Origin of the sequence: Solibacillus sp. FSL W7-1472, from assembly GCF_037969775.1 — a bacterium.
Classification (GTDB): Bacteria; Bacillota; Bacilli; order Bacillales_A; family Planococcaceae; genus Solibacillus; species Solibacillus silvestris.
This window is the reverse complement of sequence record NZ_CP150208.1, coordinates 255115-272716: the sequence shown is the minus strand read 5'-3', so window position 1 is coordinate 272716 and position 17602 is coordinate 255115. Positions and strand designations below refer to the sequence as shown.

General features: G+C 42.0%; 15 protein-coding genes. 1 reads left to right on the top strand and 14 read right to left on the bottom strand.

From position 1 onward, the window contains the following. Positions 1 to 43: 43 nt before the first annotated feature. From MKY07_RS01365 to MKY07_RS01325, 9 genes are all read right to left on the bottom strand, one after another. Positions 44 to 1063: a tripartite tricarboxylate transporter substrate-binding protein gene (locus MKY07_RS01365; RefSeq protein ID WP_087617090.1), complete on the bottom strand. Its 1020-nt coding sequence runs from the start codon at positions 1061 to 1063 to the stop codon at positions 44 to 46. Between the two features lie 176 nt (positions 1064 to 1239). Then, positions 1240 to 1929, bottom strand: coding sequence for a response regulator (locus MKY07_RS01360; protein ID WP_014824949.1), 690 nt, complete (start codon positions 1927 to 1929; stop codon positions 1240 to 1242). Between the two features lie 5 nt (positions 1930 to 1934). Next, positions 1935 to 3518 carry a sensor histidine kinase gene (locus tag MKY07_RS01355; RefSeq protein ID WP_008407991.1) on the bottom strand — a complete coding sequence of 528 codons (1584 nt, stop codon included), beginning with the start codon at positions 3516 to 3518 and terminating at the stop codon, positions 1935 to 1937. Between the two features lie 223 nt (positions 3519 to 3741). Then, entirely contained in the window at positions 3742 to 4947 is a 1206-nt protein-coding gene (locus tag MKY07_RS01350; protein ID WP_339263559.1) for an RtcB family protein, read from the bottom strand. Then, a complete protein-coding gene (locus MKY07_RS01345; protein WP_065217532.1) occupies positions 4940 to 5206 on the bottom strand; it encodes a hypothetical protein in 267 nt (88 codons plus the stop codon). The genes MKY07_RS01350 and MKY07_RS01345 overlap by 8 nt, the downstream gene beginning before the upstream one ends. 338 nt (positions 5207 to 5544) lie before the next feature. After that, positions 5545 to 6516 (bottom strand): agmatinase family protein, encoded by a 972-nt coding sequence (locus tag MKY07_RS01340; protein WP_339263558.1) that lies wholly within the window; start codon positions 6514 to 6516, stop codon positions 5545 to 5547. Next, complete coding sequence (gene hutI, locus MKY07_RS01335; protein ID WP_231918741.1) at positions 6513 to 7742, bottom strand: imidazolonepropionase; 1230 nt, start codon at positions 7740 to 7742, stop codon at positions 6513 to 6515. The genes MKY07_RS01340 and hutI overlap by 4 nt, the downstream gene beginning before the upstream one ends. 45 nt (positions 7743 to 7787) lie before the next feature. Beyond that, positions 7788 to 9449, bottom strand: a complete 1662-nt coding sequence (hutU, locus tag MKY07_RS01330; protein ID WP_339263557.1) for a urocanate hydratase — start codon at positions 9447 to 9449, stop codon at positions 7788 to 7790. A gap of 25 nt (positions 9450 to 9474) precedes the next feature. Further along, positions 9475 to 10809, bottom strand: a complete 1335-nt coding sequence (locus MKY07_RS01325) for a YjiH family protein (RefSeq protein WP_339263556.1) — start codon at positions 10807 to 10809, stop codon at positions 9475 to 9477. A 157-nt stretch (positions 10810 to 10966) separates the two neighbouring features. Between MKY07_RS01325 and MKY07_RS01320 the strand changes: the two genes are divergently transcribed. Beyond that, positions 10967 to 12439, top strand: coding sequence for a helix-turn-helix domain-containing protein (locus MKY07_RS01320; RefSeq protein ID WP_339263555.1), 1473 nt, complete (start codon positions 10967 to 10969; stop codon positions 12437 to 12439). 303 nt (positions 12440 to 12742) lie between these two features. On the opposite strand, the gene MKY07_RS01315 is transcribed toward MKY07_RS01320, so the two are convergent. Genes MKY07_RS01315 through MKY07_RS01295 form a run of 5 tightly spaced genes read right to left on the bottom strand, consistent with a single transcriptional unit; the run spans position 12743 to position 17601 of the window. Then, positions 12743 to 13588 (bottom strand): aspartate/glutamate racemase family protein, encoded by an 846-nt coding sequence (locus tag MKY07_RS01315; protein ID WP_339263554.1) that lies wholly within the window; start codon positions 13586 to 13588, stop codon positions 12743 to 12745. Continuing rightward, positions 13585 to 14964 (bottom strand): flavocytochrome c, encoded by a 1380-nt coding sequence (locus tag MKY07_RS01310; protein ID WP_339263553.1) that lies wholly within the window; start codon positions 14962 to 14964, stop codon positions 13585 to 13587. The genes MKY07_RS01315 and MKY07_RS01310 overlap by 4 nt, the downstream gene beginning before the upstream one ends. Before the next feature lie 5 nt (positions 14965 to 14969). Further along, positions 14970 to 15416, bottom strand: a complete 447-nt coding sequence (locus tag MKY07_RS01305) for a heme-binding protein (RefSeq protein ID WP_008407978.1) — start codon at positions 15414 to 15416, stop codon at positions 14970 to 14972. Positions 15417 to 15437: 21 nt separating this feature from the next. Then, positions 15438 to 16172, bottom strand: a complete 735-nt coding sequence (locus MKY07_RS01300; RefSeq protein ID WP_008407977.1) for an SDR family oxidoreductase — start codon at positions 16170 to 16172, stop codon at positions 15438 to 15440. A 10-nt stretch (positions 16173 to 16182) separates the two neighbouring features. After that, positions 16183 to 17601 (bottom strand): FAD-binding protein, encoded by a 1419-nt coding sequence (locus tag MKY07_RS01295; protein ID WP_339263552.1) that lies wholly within the window; start codon positions 17599 to 17601, stop codon positions 16183 to 16185. Position 17602 lies beyond the last annotated feature (1 nt).

Below are 17602 nucleotides of genomic sequence, written 5' to 3'. Positions count from 1 at the left end.
TAAAGAAGATATGGGCAATAAATTTGCCCACATCAAGGTTTCATTATTTTTGCATACCTAAAGCTGTTAAAATTTCAGTAATCGTTCCTTCTTGTTCTTCAAGGAATTTCACGAAATCATCACCTACACGGAAGTCTTGAGCCCAGCCGTTACGCTCTAATTCTGTTTTCCATTCCTCTTTATCGTTTAACTCTGTTAGTTTTTCAATCCAATAATCCTTTGCAGTATCAGACATATCTTTAGGTCCGAAAATACCGCGCCAAATTGTGAACTCTGCCTCAATCCCTAAGTCATACAATGTCGGGATTTCTTCTAAACCTTCAAGTGCTAACTTTTCCGGTGATGTAACTGCCAATACTCGAACGTCACCGCTCTTCACATAAGGTGTTACAGTTGAAATATCTGTTCCGATCGCATCGGCATTATTCCCTAATAATGCTGCCATCGCTTCCCCGCCGCCGTCATAAGAAACATATTTTACGGCTTTTGGATCAATGCCGTACTCATATGCAGGTAAAATTGTAACTAAGTGATCCATTGAACCTGGAGCGGAACCGCCAGCCATTGTAAGCGCTGTTGGATCTGCCTTAATAGCATCCAATAAATCAGTTAACGATTCGTAAGGAGAGTCAGCACGAACAACAATTGCACCAAAATCCTTCGTTAGCTGTGCTAAAGGTGTTGTATCTTTATATCCGTAAGGGCTATTCCCTTCAGCTTTTAAGTTATTAATTAAAATCGGTGGTGATTTTACCATTAACATATGGTCGTTTTTAGCTTCTTTTGTCGCGTAAGTTGCCATGAATACGGCACCACCGCCACCTGGTTTGTTTTCTACTGTTATCGGTTTTTCGATTAATTTTGTTTCATTCATAACTTTTGCAATCGAACGAGATGTTAAATCCCATCCCCCGCCAGCCCCGGATGGTGCTACGATTGTTAAGTTACTTGTCGGATAGTCTTTATCGCCTGATGATGTCCCCTCACTATCAGTACACGCTGCCAATGTCAGTGTTAACGCCGCTGCTGAAAATAAAGTTAACAGCTTCTTTTTCATTGTCATAAAAATAGTCCCCCTTCTGTCTCACGCGTTATGTAAGCGTTATCTTAATTAAAAAGGATATTGTGTCTTTTTTATATATAACGAAACTATTGTCTTTTATTTTCATAGTGTCTATATTGTTCATATTGTTCACGACATAAAAAAGAGCATGTCCCTATTCGACATACTCTTGTTTGTTATTTTTTTATAAAGTACCGGCGCTCTGGTCTGCCGACGTAGCCATAAATATGCTCAACAAAAATTACTTTTTCATCCATTAGATGCTCCAAATAACGCCTCGCTGTAGTTCTGCTGATCCCTATTTCTTTGCCAAGTTTTTCAGCAGTAATTCCTTCATCGCAATTTTGAATATAGGTCACCACTTTTTCTTTTGTAACAGAATCAATGCCTTTAGGGTTGCTTCCCTTTTCCAGTTCACCCGCATATGTAAGGTTATTCCACAGTTTTTTTATATCCTCAGCCTGTAAGCGGTCGGTTGAGCTAAGTATTGTTTTTTTCTCTTTATATTTGAGAAGGCATTCTTTAAAACGCTGTAGTGTTAAAGGCTTTAATAAAAAATCAATCACACCGCTCGCATATGCCTTTTTTACAATTTCAACCTCCGCTGCTGCCGTAATTAAAATAATATCGGTATCCATATCCTTTTGCTTAATATAATCGATTAGTTCTGTCCCCAAGTTATCGGCAAAGTAAATATCCAGCAAAATCAATTCCGGCTTTATTGTATCCAGCCAAATTTTTGCTTCTTCAATTGTATGGGACATTCCTATCGTTTTAAAACCATCAATTTGCTCAAGAAACTTTTCATGTATTTGAGCAATCCGCATATCATCTTCAACGATTAGTACTTCAATTGTATTCCCCATACGACTCACCCCTCTTTTGGAATTGAAAAAATGAATAGTGCCCCACCCAATTCTCCACTCTCAATTGCAATTGATCCATTTAATTTTCTCAGGTTTTCATCGACGATAAACAAGCCATAACCCCGATGCTCTTTGTCTTTTGTTGACTGCTTTTTTTCAAATATATTGTTGATCACTTGTTGATCGATTCCATTCCCTGAATCTTCAATTTCACAAATGACTTCTTTTTCATCCTCGTAAATATAAATTCGTACGATACGTTCTTCTTCATCTAAATGCTCTACTGCTTCAAAGGCATTTGTTACTAAATTCCCTAGGACTGAAATAAGTAAATGCTTTTCAAGATGTTGACCCAGTTTCCCACAAAAACTATCTTCATCTAGTAATAACGTAACCTTTAATTCTTTCGCTCTATTATAAAACCCGATGATAAGACCGCAAATAAACGTATCTTGTATTTTTTCGTTTAAAAAGGATATTAACGCATGATTCCCAAGTCGCTCAGAATGAATCAAGTAGAGGGCTTCATCATATTCCTTCAGTTGAATCAACCCTGAAATCGTATATAAAAAGTTATTGTATTCATGTGTCTGTGCCCGTAACGATTCGATATACTGTTTTACTTGTGACAGCTCATTGGCAACTAAATCAATTTCTTCAAACGGTCTAAAACTGGACACCGCACCGGTTACTTCGCCATTATTAACAATCGGAACACGGTTTACTAATGTTTTAACACCATTAATGGTCATCATTCGGTCTAATTGTTCATGACCGGATTCCATCACTTTAATTAAATGTGTATTCGGAATTACTTTACTAATATTTTCGCCTATTTCAGAATCCCCGCTCCTTAAAATCGCCTTCGCAGAATGATTAATCAATGTAATGGTCCCTTCTCGATCAACCATAATAATTCCTTCTCGAATCGATTCCAATATCGCATTTCGCTCGGACAATATTTTAACGATTTCCTGAGGTTCGTAATCCAATAATTGTGCTTTTGTTTTATTGGAAAAATAAGTGGAAAGAATAATAGATAAAACAATCGTAATGAAAAATATTATGATTAAATACTTGGAATAAATGATATTTGCTGAAAAGATATCGGCAAATAAAAAGCCAACTGAAACGACACCAATGATTTCCCCATTTTCATCTTTTACAGGTGCCTTGCCGCGTAATGCTTTACCTAAAGTACCTTCCGCATTTGATATGTAAGCTTCTCCATCGATAAGCGCTTTAGCATTATCGTCACCAACCATTTTTTGACCGATTCGTTCTTTTACTGGGTGGGCATACCGGATTTCCTTTTCATCACCAATGACCACGTATTCGGCATTAACACTTTGCTGAATTTGCAATGCAATTTTTTGAATTTCTGCTGATGTTTGGGGTTGCTTCAGTCCCTCTATAATATCCGGGTGCTTCGCAGCGACTTGTGCTACGCCAAGTGCACGCTCACCTATTTCTTTTTCCACGATTTCCCCAATAATAAAATAGGTTGAAACTAAACTTACTAATAAGATCATGGCGGCCAGAATCGTATTGTACTTGAAAAAACGAAAATTTAATGAGCTTCTTTCCATATGCTATTACCCCTATTTTGGCAGTTATTACTTTAGATGATTATAGCATAAGAATTTTCTCTTAATTCTAACAATTGGCAAACCCCTGCAATATATGCAAAATGAGCTCAGGTTATACGGAATGCTGCCAAAAGCGAATAGCCACTTGACGCCGAATAATTAAGGCGCCAAGTGGCTACATTGTCGTTTTAAAAGTTATCTATTTAATATAGTGATCAATACACTATCTCTTCCATTTATCGCTAGCTTTGAAATTATAGACCGGAGTCACGTGCTTTTGGATTGTCACCGTTTCTCCGATTTGCTCAACAATTTCCTGCATCGGCTTATAGGCCATTGGTGCTTCGTCGAGCGTTTCCTCACTTACCGAAGTGGTCCAAATTCCTTGCATCGTCTGTTTGAAATCATCCATCGACAGGTTTTTCATTGCGGCTGTCCGTGAGTAAATGCGGCCTGCTCCATGTGGGGCGGATTCATTCCAGTCGACATTCCCTTTTCCGATACAAATAAGCGAACCGTCCCGCATATTCATCGGAATGACGAGTTTTTCATCTTTTGCCGCACGCACTGCCCCTTTACGTAAAATCATGGCATCCGTATCAATGTAGTTGTGTACGGAATCAAACTGCTCTGCGAACTCCCACTTCATATGTTCGGCGATTGTCTTGGCAATATGCATACGGTTTTCATGTGCAAAACGCTGCGCCAGTTTCATGTCGGCAATATAATCCTGGAACAGATCACCTTCTAAATAAGCTAAGTCCTTTGGCACAACCGGATTTTCGTTCTTATATGCTTTAATCATTTTCTGAATGTCCTTGCTGTTACCGGCTTCTTTCAGTGCTGCAATTCTTTCGGTTAAATCTTCGCGTTGCAACGATTCGAATGCACGCTTCTGATGCCAGTTCGCCACCTTTGCCCCGACATAGCGCGAGCCCGTATGGATCAATAAATAATGAATACCGGTAACATCTTTTGCTAGCTCGATAAAATGATTGCCCCCGCCCAATGTACCGAGCGAGCGTCCTGTATACTCGTTTTGCAAGCCGCGTGCGATGAAGTTTTCGTTCTCAAAACGCTCTGCATCCTTTATTTTTAGCGCCGTTTCATGGATTTCATTGCCACTTGGTACGAAACGTCGGATTACTGTATCGAGTTCATTAAAGTCAATTGCGTCTTTGCCGATTTCCGAAACGAGCACCCCACACCCTACATCAACACCGACGAGATTCGGTACGACACGGTCATTCAGCTGAATCGTTGTGCCGATTACACAGCCTTTCCCGGCATGATAGTCAGGCATTATTCGAACTTTTGTCCCTACCATAAATGACTGATTGACGAGTTCATCAATTTGCTGAATCGCTGCTTCCTGTGGTGTATTCGTATAAATTTTAGCGTTTGTATACTTTCCGTTAATTTCAATCACTGCTGTTCACGCCTTTCCTTTTTAAACTGAGTACAGCGTATATAAGAAGCGCTACCCCAATGTAGCTGCCAAGCAGAAATGTCGGAAATCCTTGGTTAACAAATCCGAAGGTCAATTCGGATTGCAGTACAACCGTATCCGGCCCAAATTGCGGTTTATAGAATAAAGTTTGAATCAATCCGATTAACAGCTGTGCGGCAAAATATAGAATATGTAACATTAGTGCCCCGATGAATGCGAACAGGATTTTACGTTTCATGTCGAACCTCCTTTTGCGAACATAATTGTTACTATTTACGATTGGGGCAAGGAGAAGTTTCATAAATTTTCCTGTATGACAGAGGCAGTCAACTTTTATTAGAAGAAAGCGGAATATATTAGAAAACTGGTGGACGATATTTGAAAATTCGGACCATATATTTGAAAATCGGGGACAATATTAGAAAATCGGTATGCTTTATTAGAAAATAGCCATTTTATTCGACACTTGGGCACGGATATTAGAAAGAATCGCAAACTTATTAGAAAACACAAGCCTTCCTTAATAAAAAATGGACCGTTCGAAAAGCGTATAAACTTTTCAAACAGCCCAATTTATTACTTCTTCAAATGAACAAACCTCGATACCATCATTGTTAAAAACGCGTATACGCCGGCTTTTACTGTTTGCAGTTCCTTCGTATCACGATGCGGGTCAATACAGACGAAATCCATACCTTTTACGATGTCGTATTTCCCCACTTCATACAGCAAATCAAACAGCTCATCTGTCCGCATGCCACCTGGTGTAGAGGCAGGGACTCCCGGTGCATATGCAATATCAAGTACATCCATATCTACTGTCACATACACTACATCTACTTTTTCAGAAAGCTCCTTCATTACATTTGCTATTACCGACTCCGCGCCACGACGACGGAAATCTTTTAATGTAATGCGGTTTACCCCATAATGATCCGCAGCACGTAAGAGACTCGGGGCATTGTAAAAACCGTGCAGCCCGATGTTGTACACATCTTCGCCCTTCACTACACCAGCATCAAGCAACTGGCGGATTGGTGTACCGTTTGTCGGGCCATCCGATTCTGTTGTCCGTAAATCCAGATGGGTATCGAACTGTAAAATACCGATTCGTTGCCCGGAAGAATTGGCAAATGCTCTCACAACAGGCGCAGTAATCGAATGATCCCCGCCAATTTGTACATAGAAGCTTTCAGGACAGCCATTCAATACATCCGTCATCGCCTGTTCGATATTGTCATGACATTGCAAAATATTCGTCCCGTGCATTTTCACATCGCCGACATCAGCAATCCGAAGTGCTCGAATATCTACATCTTCATCAATCGAATACGTTGTGAACAGATTCCAGCTTTTGCGGAAAAAATCGGGATATTCCGAAGCTGCTGAAGCACTGATTGACGAACGGGACAGCGGGACACCGGTAAGGACTACATCAAAGGATTCCGAAAGCTCCCCATAACTTGGTTCAACCCAGTCTTTTACCTTCATGTCTTCAGATTCCACTCGATTCCAAGTAGTTGCCGGACTTACAAGAAACTCGCTCACAGTAAGCTGCCACCTTTCACAACGACATCTCCTGCTTTAATTACAGTATCTGTATGATTCATTCCGTAAAAATATTGAAGCTGCTTATAATTCGGGACGTCTAAAATCAGTACATCGGCCTGTTTACCCTTTTCTAGTGTACCGACTTCATCTGCTCGTTTTATCGCATGAGCAGCATTGATCGTTGTTGCACAAAGCACTTCTTCCATCGTCATTCCCATGTTCATGCACGCCAGATTTTGAATGAACGGCAAGCTGATTGTCGGAGACGAACCTGGATTAAAGTCCGTTGAAATGGCTACAGGTACACCACTATCAACCATGAGGCGACCTCTTGCATACGGTGCGCGTAAAAAGAATGCGGTTCCCGGCAAGAGTACTGCAATTGTCCCTGCCTTAGCCATTGCAGCAATCCCTTCATCCGATGCAACGAGTAAATGCTCTGCGGAGATGGCACCGACTTCTGCAGCGAGTTCCGCCCCTTCATATGGCTCGATTTCATCTGCATGGATTTTCGGTGTCAGTCCGTATGCTTTACCTGCTTCCAAAATAAGACGGGATTGTGCAGGTGTGAACACTCCTTTTTCGCAAAAGACATCATTGAATTCTGCTAGCCCTAACTCCGCCACTTTTGGAATCATCTGCTCTATTATAATTTTCACGAATTCATCTTCATTGCCTTTATATTCTTTCGGAACGGCATGTGCGCCCATAAAAGTCGAGACAATATCCACCGCATGTTCCTCCTGCAGCTTTTTCACAACATACAGCTGTTTGATTTCGTTTTCAAGATCAAGACCATAGCCCGATTTTGCTTCAACCGTCGTAACGCCATGGCGCAAAAACTCGTTTAAGTGCTGAACGGTCTTATTGTATAAACCATCAAAACTCGCTTCACGTGTTTTTGTCGTTGTATAGTGAATCCCGCCACCTTCATTCATAATATCCATATAGGACCTTCCGGCAAGACGCATATTCAGCTCATGTTCACGTGTTCCCCCATGCACTAAATGTGTATGGCAGTCAACAAGTCCAGGCATCACAATCTTCCCTCGTGCATCAATTACCTCGGCACTACCTACTAGATGCGGATATTCCTGTTTTATTTCATCAAGAGGCGCAATCATTGCGATGCGATCTCCTTCGATTAGTACACTTACCTCTGTTTTCAGGCCGAGCTCGCTCATCTGCTCACGACGGCGAGGTAATTTTATATCACTTTCCATTGTTAATACTTCATTTGCATTGTTTATTAAAATAGCCAAAGTTCATCATCCTTTTAGCATCGGCATATTGATACCTTTTTCTTTTGCTGTGCGAACTGCAATGTCGTAGCCTGCATCGGCATGGCGTACAACCCCCATACCCGGGTCTGAAATAAGCACGCGATTGATTTTTTCTGCTGCTAGCTTTGTGCCGTCAGCAACAAGTACTTGGCCGGCATGTTGGGAATACCCCATTCCTACACCGCCACCATGATGAATGCTCACCCAGCTCGCACCGCCTGCTGTATTGACGAGCGCATTCAATAACGGCCAGTCTGATACAGCATCTGATCCGTCCTGCATCCCCTCTGTTTCACGGTTTGGTGAAGCGACTGATCCGGAGTCCAAATGGTCACGGCCGAATACAATCGGCGCTTTCAATTCACCGTTTGCAACCATCTCGTTCACTCTTAGTGCAAATCGGTGGCGGTCGCCATATCCCAGCCAGCAAATACGGGCAGGTAATCCTTGCCATTTCACCATTTTCTGTGCCATATCAATCCAGTTTACTAATGCTGTGTCTTCAGCAAACATTTCTTTTGCCAAAGCATCTGTTTTGTAAATATCCTCCGGGTCACCTGACAGTGCTGCCCAGCGGAACGGTCCTTTTCCTTCACAGAATAACGGGCGGATATATGCCGGTACAAATCCCGGGAAGTCAAAAGCGTTTTCCACACCCATTTCCTTTGCGTAGGCGCGGATATTGTTTCCGTAGTCAAATGTTTCCGCTCCTGCCTGCTGGAATTCAAGCATTGTTCGCACATGCTCTGCCATCGTTTCCTTTGCACGGCGTTCGTATGTTTTCACATCCGTTTTGCGCAGTTGAAGTGCTTCTTCCAACGTCATCCCGTTTGGAATATAGCCGTTAATCGGGTCGTGGGCAGATGTCTGGTCTGTAACAAAATCCGGAATCAAACCACGATTCAACAGCTCACGGTTAATATCCGCACAGTTTCCTACTAAACCAATTGACGCAGGTTCTTTAGCGGCTGTTAACTTATTTACAAGCTCTATCGCCTCATCTACTGTTTCGACAAGGTAATCACAGTAGCCTTCATTTATTTTTCGTTCGATTCGCGTACGGTCCACTTCAACAACTAAAATGACCGCACCCGCCATTTTCCCTGCTAATGGCTGGGCACCACTCATGCCGCCCATACCACCAGTTAGTATCCACTTACCACGAAGGTCGGCTGTTCCAAACTTCTTTTTCCCTGCTTCCACAAAACTTAAATATGTTCCTTGGAGAATTCCCTGTGCCCCAATATAGATCCATGAGCCCGCCGTCATTTGCCCGTACATCATTAAATTGCGTTCTTCCAGTTCATAGAAATGGTCCCAGTTCGCCCAGCCAGGCACTAGGTTCGAGTTGGCGATCAGTACGCGCGGTGCATTTTCATGTGTTCTAAATACTGCGACCGGTTTACCTGACTGTACAATCATCGTTTCATCATTTTCCAGTTCTTTTAATGTCGCAATGAGCTTTTCGTAGCTTTCCCAATCACGTGCCGCCTTCCCGATGCCGCCATATACGACTAGCTCATCCGGATTTTCCGCTACTTCCGGGTCTAAATTGTTCATCAGCATGCGCATTGCCGCTTCCTGTGTCCACCCTTTACATGAAAGCTCCGAACCACGTGGTGCACGGATGTTTGTTTTATATACCATAAGAAATCTCTCCTTTAAATTGAAGTTAGAATAAGATAAATGCTATTGGTGTGACGAAAATGAGTGTTAAGACAACGCGCTCAAACCAGATAATGATCATTTGGCGAATTGATAACGGGATGTCTGTCGATAAAATAACCGGAATGACAGCAGAGAAGAACAAAATAGCTGAAATCGAAACAACGGCTACAATAAACTTTGTTACAAGAACCGCCTCCGTTACAATCATCGCCGGTAAAAACATTTCCGCAATCGATAATGACAATGCTTTGGCTGTCAGCATCGGATCCGGAATTTGAAGTAAATACGTAAATGGTGCAAAAATATAGGCCAACCAATCAAATAGCGGTGTATAAATTGCCAATACCATTCCTAATAAACCAATTGATAATATGGAAGGAATAACACCCATCGCCATAATAAAACCGTCTTTTAAATGAATGTATAAGTTTCTAGACAAAGACGGGTTTGATTTTGTCGCTTCCACCGCTTCTGTCCAGGCTACTTTTAGACGGTCATTTTTTATAATCTTTTCAGGCTGAGGAGTTGAACCTTCATAATATTCATCTTTAATTTTATTTAACGGATAAATTCGGGCTGTAATCGCTGTAACGACGAATGTCACAACTAATGTCACCCAGAAAAATAAGTTCCAGTATTCCATTAAATCCAGTGTTTTCGCAACGACTACCATAAAAGTAGCTGACACTGTAGAGAAGCCTGTCGCAATAATGGCTGATTCTCTCGCTGTATATTTCCCTTCCTTATACACACGGTTCGTCAATATTAAACCAACCGAATAGCTGCCAACAAATGAAGCTACCGCATCGACTGCTGAACGGCCCGGTGTTTTGAAAATCGGCTTCATTACCGGTTGCATAAGTACCCCTATAAATTCAAGCAAGCCATAGCAAACGAGCAATGCTAAGAAAACCGAACCAATCGGAATGACCAGCCCCACCGGCTTAATAAGTTTTTCTAATAAAAATGGACCGATATCCGGATTAAACAACCATGCAGGACCAAATTCAAAAATAAGCATTACCCCTGCGACCAGTCCGCCTATTTTAAAAATTGATAGCACCATATTTACTTTTGAAGTATTCCACTTTTTCGTGACAAATGGATAAAATGCTCCGAGTACTAAAAGAATCAACACATACCCGTTTACTAATGCTGGTGTGAATGTTGTGAATGCACTTACGATATGGTCGATTAAAATCGACGTTTTTCCATTCCATTCAAATGTAATAAAAAAACTAAAAATTCCGATTAAACTGCAAATTACCATTTTAATAAAAATGCTCATTTCAAACTGTCCAATTTTCGGCAGTTCATGTTCTTCCTGATACTTTGTCATTCAACCACCCCTTTGTTATTTTCAGTTTAATTTTCTTTCAATTCCGAATAAATAGAATAAAAACATCAGTTATAGTAATATTTGAATAAAGTAAACTTATTTTGAATGATTTTTAGAATTTATATATTAAATAGTAATTATTAAAGGTGGTGTTCGATTGAAAATCTTAATTGTTGAGCGGGATTTTGAGGAAATTGCAGGAATTGAGTGGTATTTAAAAAACTATTTTATGCGGGATATTGAAGTAATTGGCGTAATAGATGGCAGTAGAATAATTGAAGCGTTTGAAGAAGCGAGGCCGGAAGTACTTCTTATTGAAATGGAACTTGTTTCTCCTTCTATAGAGCAATTTTTACAAAAGCAGGCGATTCCTGTTATCGGAATAACAGCGGAGCCTATTTTTCAGCAGGCAATGAAAGCAATCCGCTTAAAGGCAATCGATCTTTTTGTGAAGCCCGTTCCATTGGAGCAGCTAAAGTCTGCATTGTTGAAAATCCCTTCGACTAAGCGGGCAGAAACTTCAAGCAGTACCATTCCAGTCGAAACGCAATTATATTCGGATTTATTTTTGAATAAGCCTGGGAATTTCTCATTAGATGGAAAGTCTTTCTTCTTAATTGAGTGTGCAGACTACGAGCATAACTTAATGCTGTATGAGTGGCTCATTGAATTGCCTATTTTTCATAATCTGTTAGCCCTACCGCTGCAAAACCGTGTGATTTGTATTGCTGAAATCGATGTTTTTACCAATCTATTCAGGCAGCTTAGAATCATGAGCCAGGAATGGGAGAAATTTAGCGGTGAAACGCTGAATATTGCTGTTTATGACGGCGAGGAGACAACTTTGCTGACAATGTATCAGGAATGTAAAAAAACATTGGCTCAGCGCTTTTATAAAGGGTATTCCCATATTTTTAAAAGCTCACAAACACTTCATGTGACAAGGCTTGATCCGCTTTTAACCCCTGAAGAACAGCAGCTTTGGATTACGAGTCTTGAAAACGGTGATTTAAAAGCAATTAAGACTTTTTTATATATGCTGACAACGAGTTCTACCTATTACCACCAGGATGATGTGCGTATCCATTTGACGAGTATTTTAGCGCAAATTCGCCGGTTCATGATGAAGTATCATCTGCAGCAGCAAGCAAAAATCGAACAGCAATACCGCGCACTGTTCCACTTTATATTAGAGCATCCGATTTTATATGCGATTGTACAGGAGTTTATTTTGTTTACACAGCGGTTGATCGATGCGCGGAAAAATTTACAGCTACAGCAAATTGCTGACTATACGGAATTGGCTGTCGAAATAATTGAGCGCGACTATGAAAATGCTGAACTGACATTACAGCATGCAGCGAATAAATTAAATATAAGCACCAACTATTTGAGCAATGTATTTTCAAAAAAACGAGGTATTCCGTTCAGCAAATATTTACAGCAGTACCGCGTACAGCAAGCCGAAAAGCTATTAATAGAAACGAGTTTAGGGATAGGGACAATCGCGGAAATGGTCGGTTTCACGGACGGCAATTACTTCACTAAAGTATTTCGGGAATACTACCAGTTAACCCCTTACCGCTACCGTTTGCAGGTGAGGAAGACAGTCGGCTCAGCCAAAAATTGATTTCCATTCCGGGGGCACTTTCCGGGGGCGTGGCGTGAGGCCAACACGATGTTGGTCACAAAAGCGTTGCCACAGGACGTGGCGCTTTTAGCTTTTGTTCCTAAGTCTCAAGCGTCACGCTTATCCCTAAGGATTCGCCCCTCTATTCCAATCAATTTTAATATCCGTTTCTTACTTATAGTTTTTTTCTTTATTCAATCAGTTTTTTCTTTCTCCCTCATACAAAAAGAAATCAATCCTTATAGCAATTGATTTCTCCGGTTTTCAATAATTTAATTGAATACTATTGAGAAATAAAAGAATTTATACAGACGCCGTAGCGCGGACAGATAGCCCAAAATCCATGTCGGCTGCTGCTTGTTTCAAATTATAATAGTCTCTTAACTTTTCAACAATTTCCGTTGGGGGCTTTTCGTTGTAATAGCCTACACGAGTCATCGTCATACCGCTAATCTTCTGCAGATCAACAAGCGATTCACACATTTTAATTCCTGTACCAAAAGAATCGATAATCGGGACATTGCCGACATGGTGAATATGATGGGTTGCCAGGAAAATATTCATTGGCCCTTCACCAGGAATAATAACATCCGCACCTTGCGCAATAGCTATTTCAGCAGCAGCAATAAATTTATCGATAATTGGCTGAGGATTTTTATAGCCTTCCATAATATCGTAGAAGCCGATATCCGCCTGTACAATCGGTCCAAGCTTTTGTGCCAACCCGTATTGCTGTGCATTGAAGCGCAGCTGATCGGCTAACGGGGCAAGGAAGTTAACAATCCCTATTTTTGATCCAAGCATTGATGCCATATGCATTGACGCTTGACCGTAACCGATCACTGGAATATCAACAAGTGCACGTGCCTCGATTAAGCCAACGTCCGGAATCGTACCAATAAACACTGCATCATAGCCCGCCTTTTCCGCGATTAATGCATTGCGGATAAACTGCTCCTTATGCAGGCTTTGTAAATAGTTGTACGTAATATAGTGACCGGGATAATTTTCCGGGTACGTATCATTCGTCATACCGTGAAGGACGACATCTACATCCGGACGCGCAATTTTTAAAATATGCTGAATGACCGCATCGCGATATTCCGGAATATCTTCAATTGATGTTAAGCTTTGGTGCCAAATTTTCATTTAAGTACCTCCTGCTTTTTTGCTTGTATTGCTGTTCTTGCAGCTATACGGCCGAAAATTGCGGCTTTTCCTAAAGAACTGCCCGTCATATAACCCGCTCCGTGGAAACCTCCGACCATTTCGCCGGCTGCATATAAACCTTCGATTGGTTCACCGAATGGATTGAGCACATGCGTATGTTCATCAACTTGGACACCTGCATACGTAGCAAGCATCGCTGTTGCAGTGTCCATTATATAAAACGGAGCTGTTTCGATTGCTGTTGGTGTACCGAATTTATGTGTGAGCGATGTACGGCCAAATGCTGTATCCTGCCCTTTTTTCACATCGGAATTATACGTGGAAATCGTTTGCTGTAGCACGTCTACCGGTAGACCTGCTTTCTCTGCTAACTGTTCAATTGTGTCAAAGCTTTCAATTAAACCTTCTCTGTAAAGTAAATCAAAATCATAAAGTGCATCATTTGCGACACCTTTGTCCATGATTGTCTGGTCCCATACTTGATATGTCCGGCAATTGGGTTGTTGTAGTGCTGCATCACCAAGCAGCTTATACGAAATGGATTCATTCACGAAGCGCTTACCGAGCTCGTTCACAATGATGCCGCCTTTATAAAACGTATGGGCCTGACGTTTCTTATCATTTGTCGATGTTGGGTGGAAGCCGTATGTGCCCTTCAAATAAGTAAAATCTTCGAGCCATGCACCTGCCGAAGCAGCAAGTTTAATCCCGTCGCCTTTATTACCCGCCCCACCGAGCCGAACCGTATTCGCTAACTGCGGAGCAAATTGTGCCAGCAGCTCTTCACTTTGAGAAAAACCGCCCGCTGTTAACAGGACACCATAATCCGTAGTAAGTTCGATCTGTTCACCGTTCTCTTCGTATACAACACCAACTACTTGCTCATTATTTTTTACTAAACGTACAACGGGTGCATTGGTTTTAATTATTACGCCATTTGCTTCAGCATTTGCACGTAATTGGCCAATTGCCTGGCTAGGAATGATCGTATGTCCGCGCGGGTTGGAATGTCCGCTTACAGCTTGGCATGTTTGGAATTGGACATCCTGTTCGACAAGCCAGTTGTATGTAGCAAGCTGATGTTTACCGTATGCTTCAATGAGTGTACGTTTGTTTTTATATTGACCTACAACAAGGAAATCTTCCATTAAGCTTTCTGTCGTATCTTCAATACCGAGCTTCTTCTGAAAATCCGTCTCGGCAAAGGCCATAAAACAGCCGCTTAATAAGGAACTGCCGCCAAGTTCAGCTTGTTTTTCCAGGACGATGACCTTTGCGCCAGCAGCAGAAGCCTCCACTGCCGCACAAAGTCCTGCCATACCCGCACCAACAATTATAAGATGGTCACGGCTCATCCGCACTACGCCTCCTTAACTGTTTCGGCCAATAGTTCAAGAGCGGCTTCACAAACTTGCATATCATGTGTATAGTGACCGCCGCTTACACCGATTCCTCCGATGCATTCACCATTTAATTGAATTGGATAACCCCCTCCGAAAATAACGAGGCGATTTGTATGAACAAGACCTTCCATTAGTGGCGGATCATCTTTTAAACGGTCGTACCATTCATGTGTAGCACGATTATATGCTGCTGCCGAGAATGCTTTATTTTGTGCAATTTCCAACGCTAATACCGGTGCACCGTCCATAGCTGAAAATGCTTTTAAATTTCCGGCTTTGTCCACGATTGAAATTGCGAACTTCATGCCTAGCTCTTTCCCTTTTTCCTCTGCTTTCTCTAACATTTTCTTCGCTAAATCTAAAGTCACTGTGTTTTGCTGGAATGAGTACGTTAATTCTGTCATTTTAATATCCCCTTTTAATTGTTATTTAGCTAATCCAACTGGTGCACCGAATCCGAATGCCTCTACTGAAGTGGCAGTAATCGCGCGGCTCTTCGGCAGTACAAGATCCACGATGACATTGGCAATATCAATGGCATCCAACCAGCCGTCTTTATTCAAGTTTGCTCCAAGTTCATTGGTCATCTGTGTATCAACCGGGCCTGGGCAAACGGCATTTACTCGTATACCGTATGGCTTTAACTCTTCACCCAATGCTTTTGAAAAACCGATTACCGCATGTTTGGACGAGATGTAGGCACTACGGTTCGGACCACCTTTCGTCCCCCATATTGAAGAAATATTGATGATCGCACCTGTACGTCTTTCAATCATCGAAGGAACCGTTTCATAGCAGAAGTAATAAGGGCCATGTACATTAATATCGTGCATTTTGATCCATTCTTCGGGCGTCGTTTCCGTAAACGGCTTTAATGCCATCGCTCCTGCATTATTGATCAATATATCGATTGGTCCAAGCTCCTTTGCGACAACTGCTACAGCTTCCTGGACTTGTGCATAATCGGAAACATCGCATTTAATTCCGATTGATGGGACATTATATTTTGTTTCAATCAGCTGCTGCACTTCTGCGCACTCTTGTTCATTGCGCGCACATACAGCAACTTTCGCACCTTTTGAAGCTAGTAATAAGGCAGATTCTTTACCAATTCCCCGACCGCCGCCTGTCACAAGCGCTACTTTACCTAGTAATTCCATATGAACCTCCCTATTGATACGACTTTTCTTTTTCCCCGATATACCGCACTGCATCATGCCCTGCTCGGCGACCGAAGACTAAGCAACGCAGTACCGATGTACCACCCGGGTATTTGCCGTAGTAAACACCCGAAGTTTCGCCTACAGCATATAGACCAGGAATCGCTACTTCATCACCCGTTAGGACACGCCCATTTAAATCTGTAGCTAACCCGCCATTCGTAAATACGTTGCAGCAAATAATCGGATACGCAATAAACGGACCTTCGTTAATCGGAATAGACCAGTTCGATTTGTTTAATGCCAAGCCAGTTGTTGCAAGCCCATCGACCCGGTTGTAGATAAATTCACCTGTCGGGCAAGCTGCATTAAATTCATCAATTGTGTGCTTTAAGTTTTCTGCATTCACACCGATCTGATTTGCGATATCTTCAATCGTTTCTCCGACGATTGCCGGAATATCGGTTTGCAGTGCCTCTTCATAATTCGGGATGTTATACATTTTTTGATCGGTAACCATGTAAGCAATATGGTCTTCACATTCGTAAAAAATTTTGCGTGCTACTTCTTCATATTGTTCATCAATTGTTGTAACCCCTTCATCTGTAAAGCGTTTCCCCTGCTTATTCACGAGGATGGCATACGGGAACAACATGACGCCCGCTTCTTCGCGTTTACTGCGCGGGTCTACTGTTTCGGCATGGAAAGCATCAAACTGCCCTTTTCCGGCAGCACCGATATTTAACGCCATACGGATTGCCTCGCCTTTATTAAACAGGCCACCTTCAGAGACTGGCGGAATTTTATGTGCATCGCGGCCGATATACTGTGCCATCATTTCTTTGTTCCCTTGGAAACCACCTGCACCTAAAATGACCGCATTTGTTTTCAGAACGATGGATGTCCCGTCAGCCATACGTACTTTGATGCCATTGATCGCCCCATCACCATCGAGCGTTAAATCCCATGCTGTTGTTTCATAAATGATTTCCACACCTAAAGCACGTGCTCGTAAAGTGAGGGCATCGATAATGGCACGTCCTCCACCAACCGGTAACAGGCGCGGTTTGGATGCAGTCAAAAACATTGTGGGAAGAAAATCAAAATCAACACCTTTCGACTCTACCCAACGTAATGTTTCTCCCGCTTCATCACGTAATGTTTCGGCATATGCACGATCCATAAATGAATCAGAAAATGTGACCATATCTTCAACGATGCCATCTGCCGGCTTATCGATATTTTCCATTCGCATATAAGCAGCCGTCCAGCGTGTATTTCCACCACGCTGTTCAAAAGGTGCACGCTCTAAAATAGCAATCGTTAAGTTTTCATTTTGTTCCTTCGCTTGTTCAGCTGCAGCTAATGCAGACGCTGTTCCAGCTGCACCGCAACCAACAATGACTAAATCATAGTCCACTCCACTCATA

Coding starts and splice junctions, on each gene's coding strand:
- MKY07_RS01365 (WP_087617090.1), bottom strand. CDS start 1,063: ATGACAATGAAAAAGAAGCTGTTAACTTTATTTTCAGCAGCGGCGTTA.
- MKY07_RS01360 (WP_014824949.1), bottom strand. CDS start 1,929: ATGGGGAATACAATTGAAGTACTAATCGTTGAAGATGATATGCGGATT.
- MKY07_RS01355 (WP_008407991.1), bottom strand. CDS start 3,518: ATGGAAAGAAGCTCATTAAATTTTCGTTTTTTCAAGTACAATACGATT.
- MKY07_RS01345 (WP_065217532.1), bottom strand. CDS start 5,206: ATGAAACGTAAAATCCTGTTCGCATTCATCGGGGCACTAATGTTACAT.
- hutI (WP_231918741.1), bottom strand. CDS start 7,742: ATGGAAAGTGATATAAAATTACCTCGCCGTCGTGAGCAGATGAGCGAG.
- hutU (WP_339263557.1), bottom strand. CDS start 9,449: ATGGTATATAAAACAAACATCCGTGCACCACGTGGTTCGGAGCTTTCA.
- MKY07_RS01325 (WP_339263556.1), bottom strand. CDS start 10,809: ATGACAAAGTATCAGGAAGAACATGAACTGCCGAAAATTGGACAGTTT.
- MKY07_RS01315 (WP_339263554.1), bottom strand. CDS start 13,588: ATGAAAATTTGGCACCAAAGCTTAACATCAATTGAAGATATTCCGGAA.
- MKY07_RS01310 (WP_339263553.1), bottom strand. CDS start 14,964: ATGAGCCGTGACCATCTTATAATTGTTGGTGCGGGTATGGCAGGACTT.
- MKY07_RS01305 (WP_008407978.1), bottom strand. CDS start 15,416: ATGACAGAATTAACGTACTCATTCCAGCAAAACACAGTGACTTTAGAT.
- MKY07_RS01300 (WP_008407977.1), bottom strand. CDS start 16,172: ATGGAATTACTAGGTAAAGTAGCGCTTGTGACAGGCGGCGGTCGGGGA.
- MKY07_RS01295 (WP_339263552.1), bottom strand. CDS start 17,601: ATGAGTGGAGTGGACTATGATTTAGTCATTGTTGGTTGCGGTGCAGCT.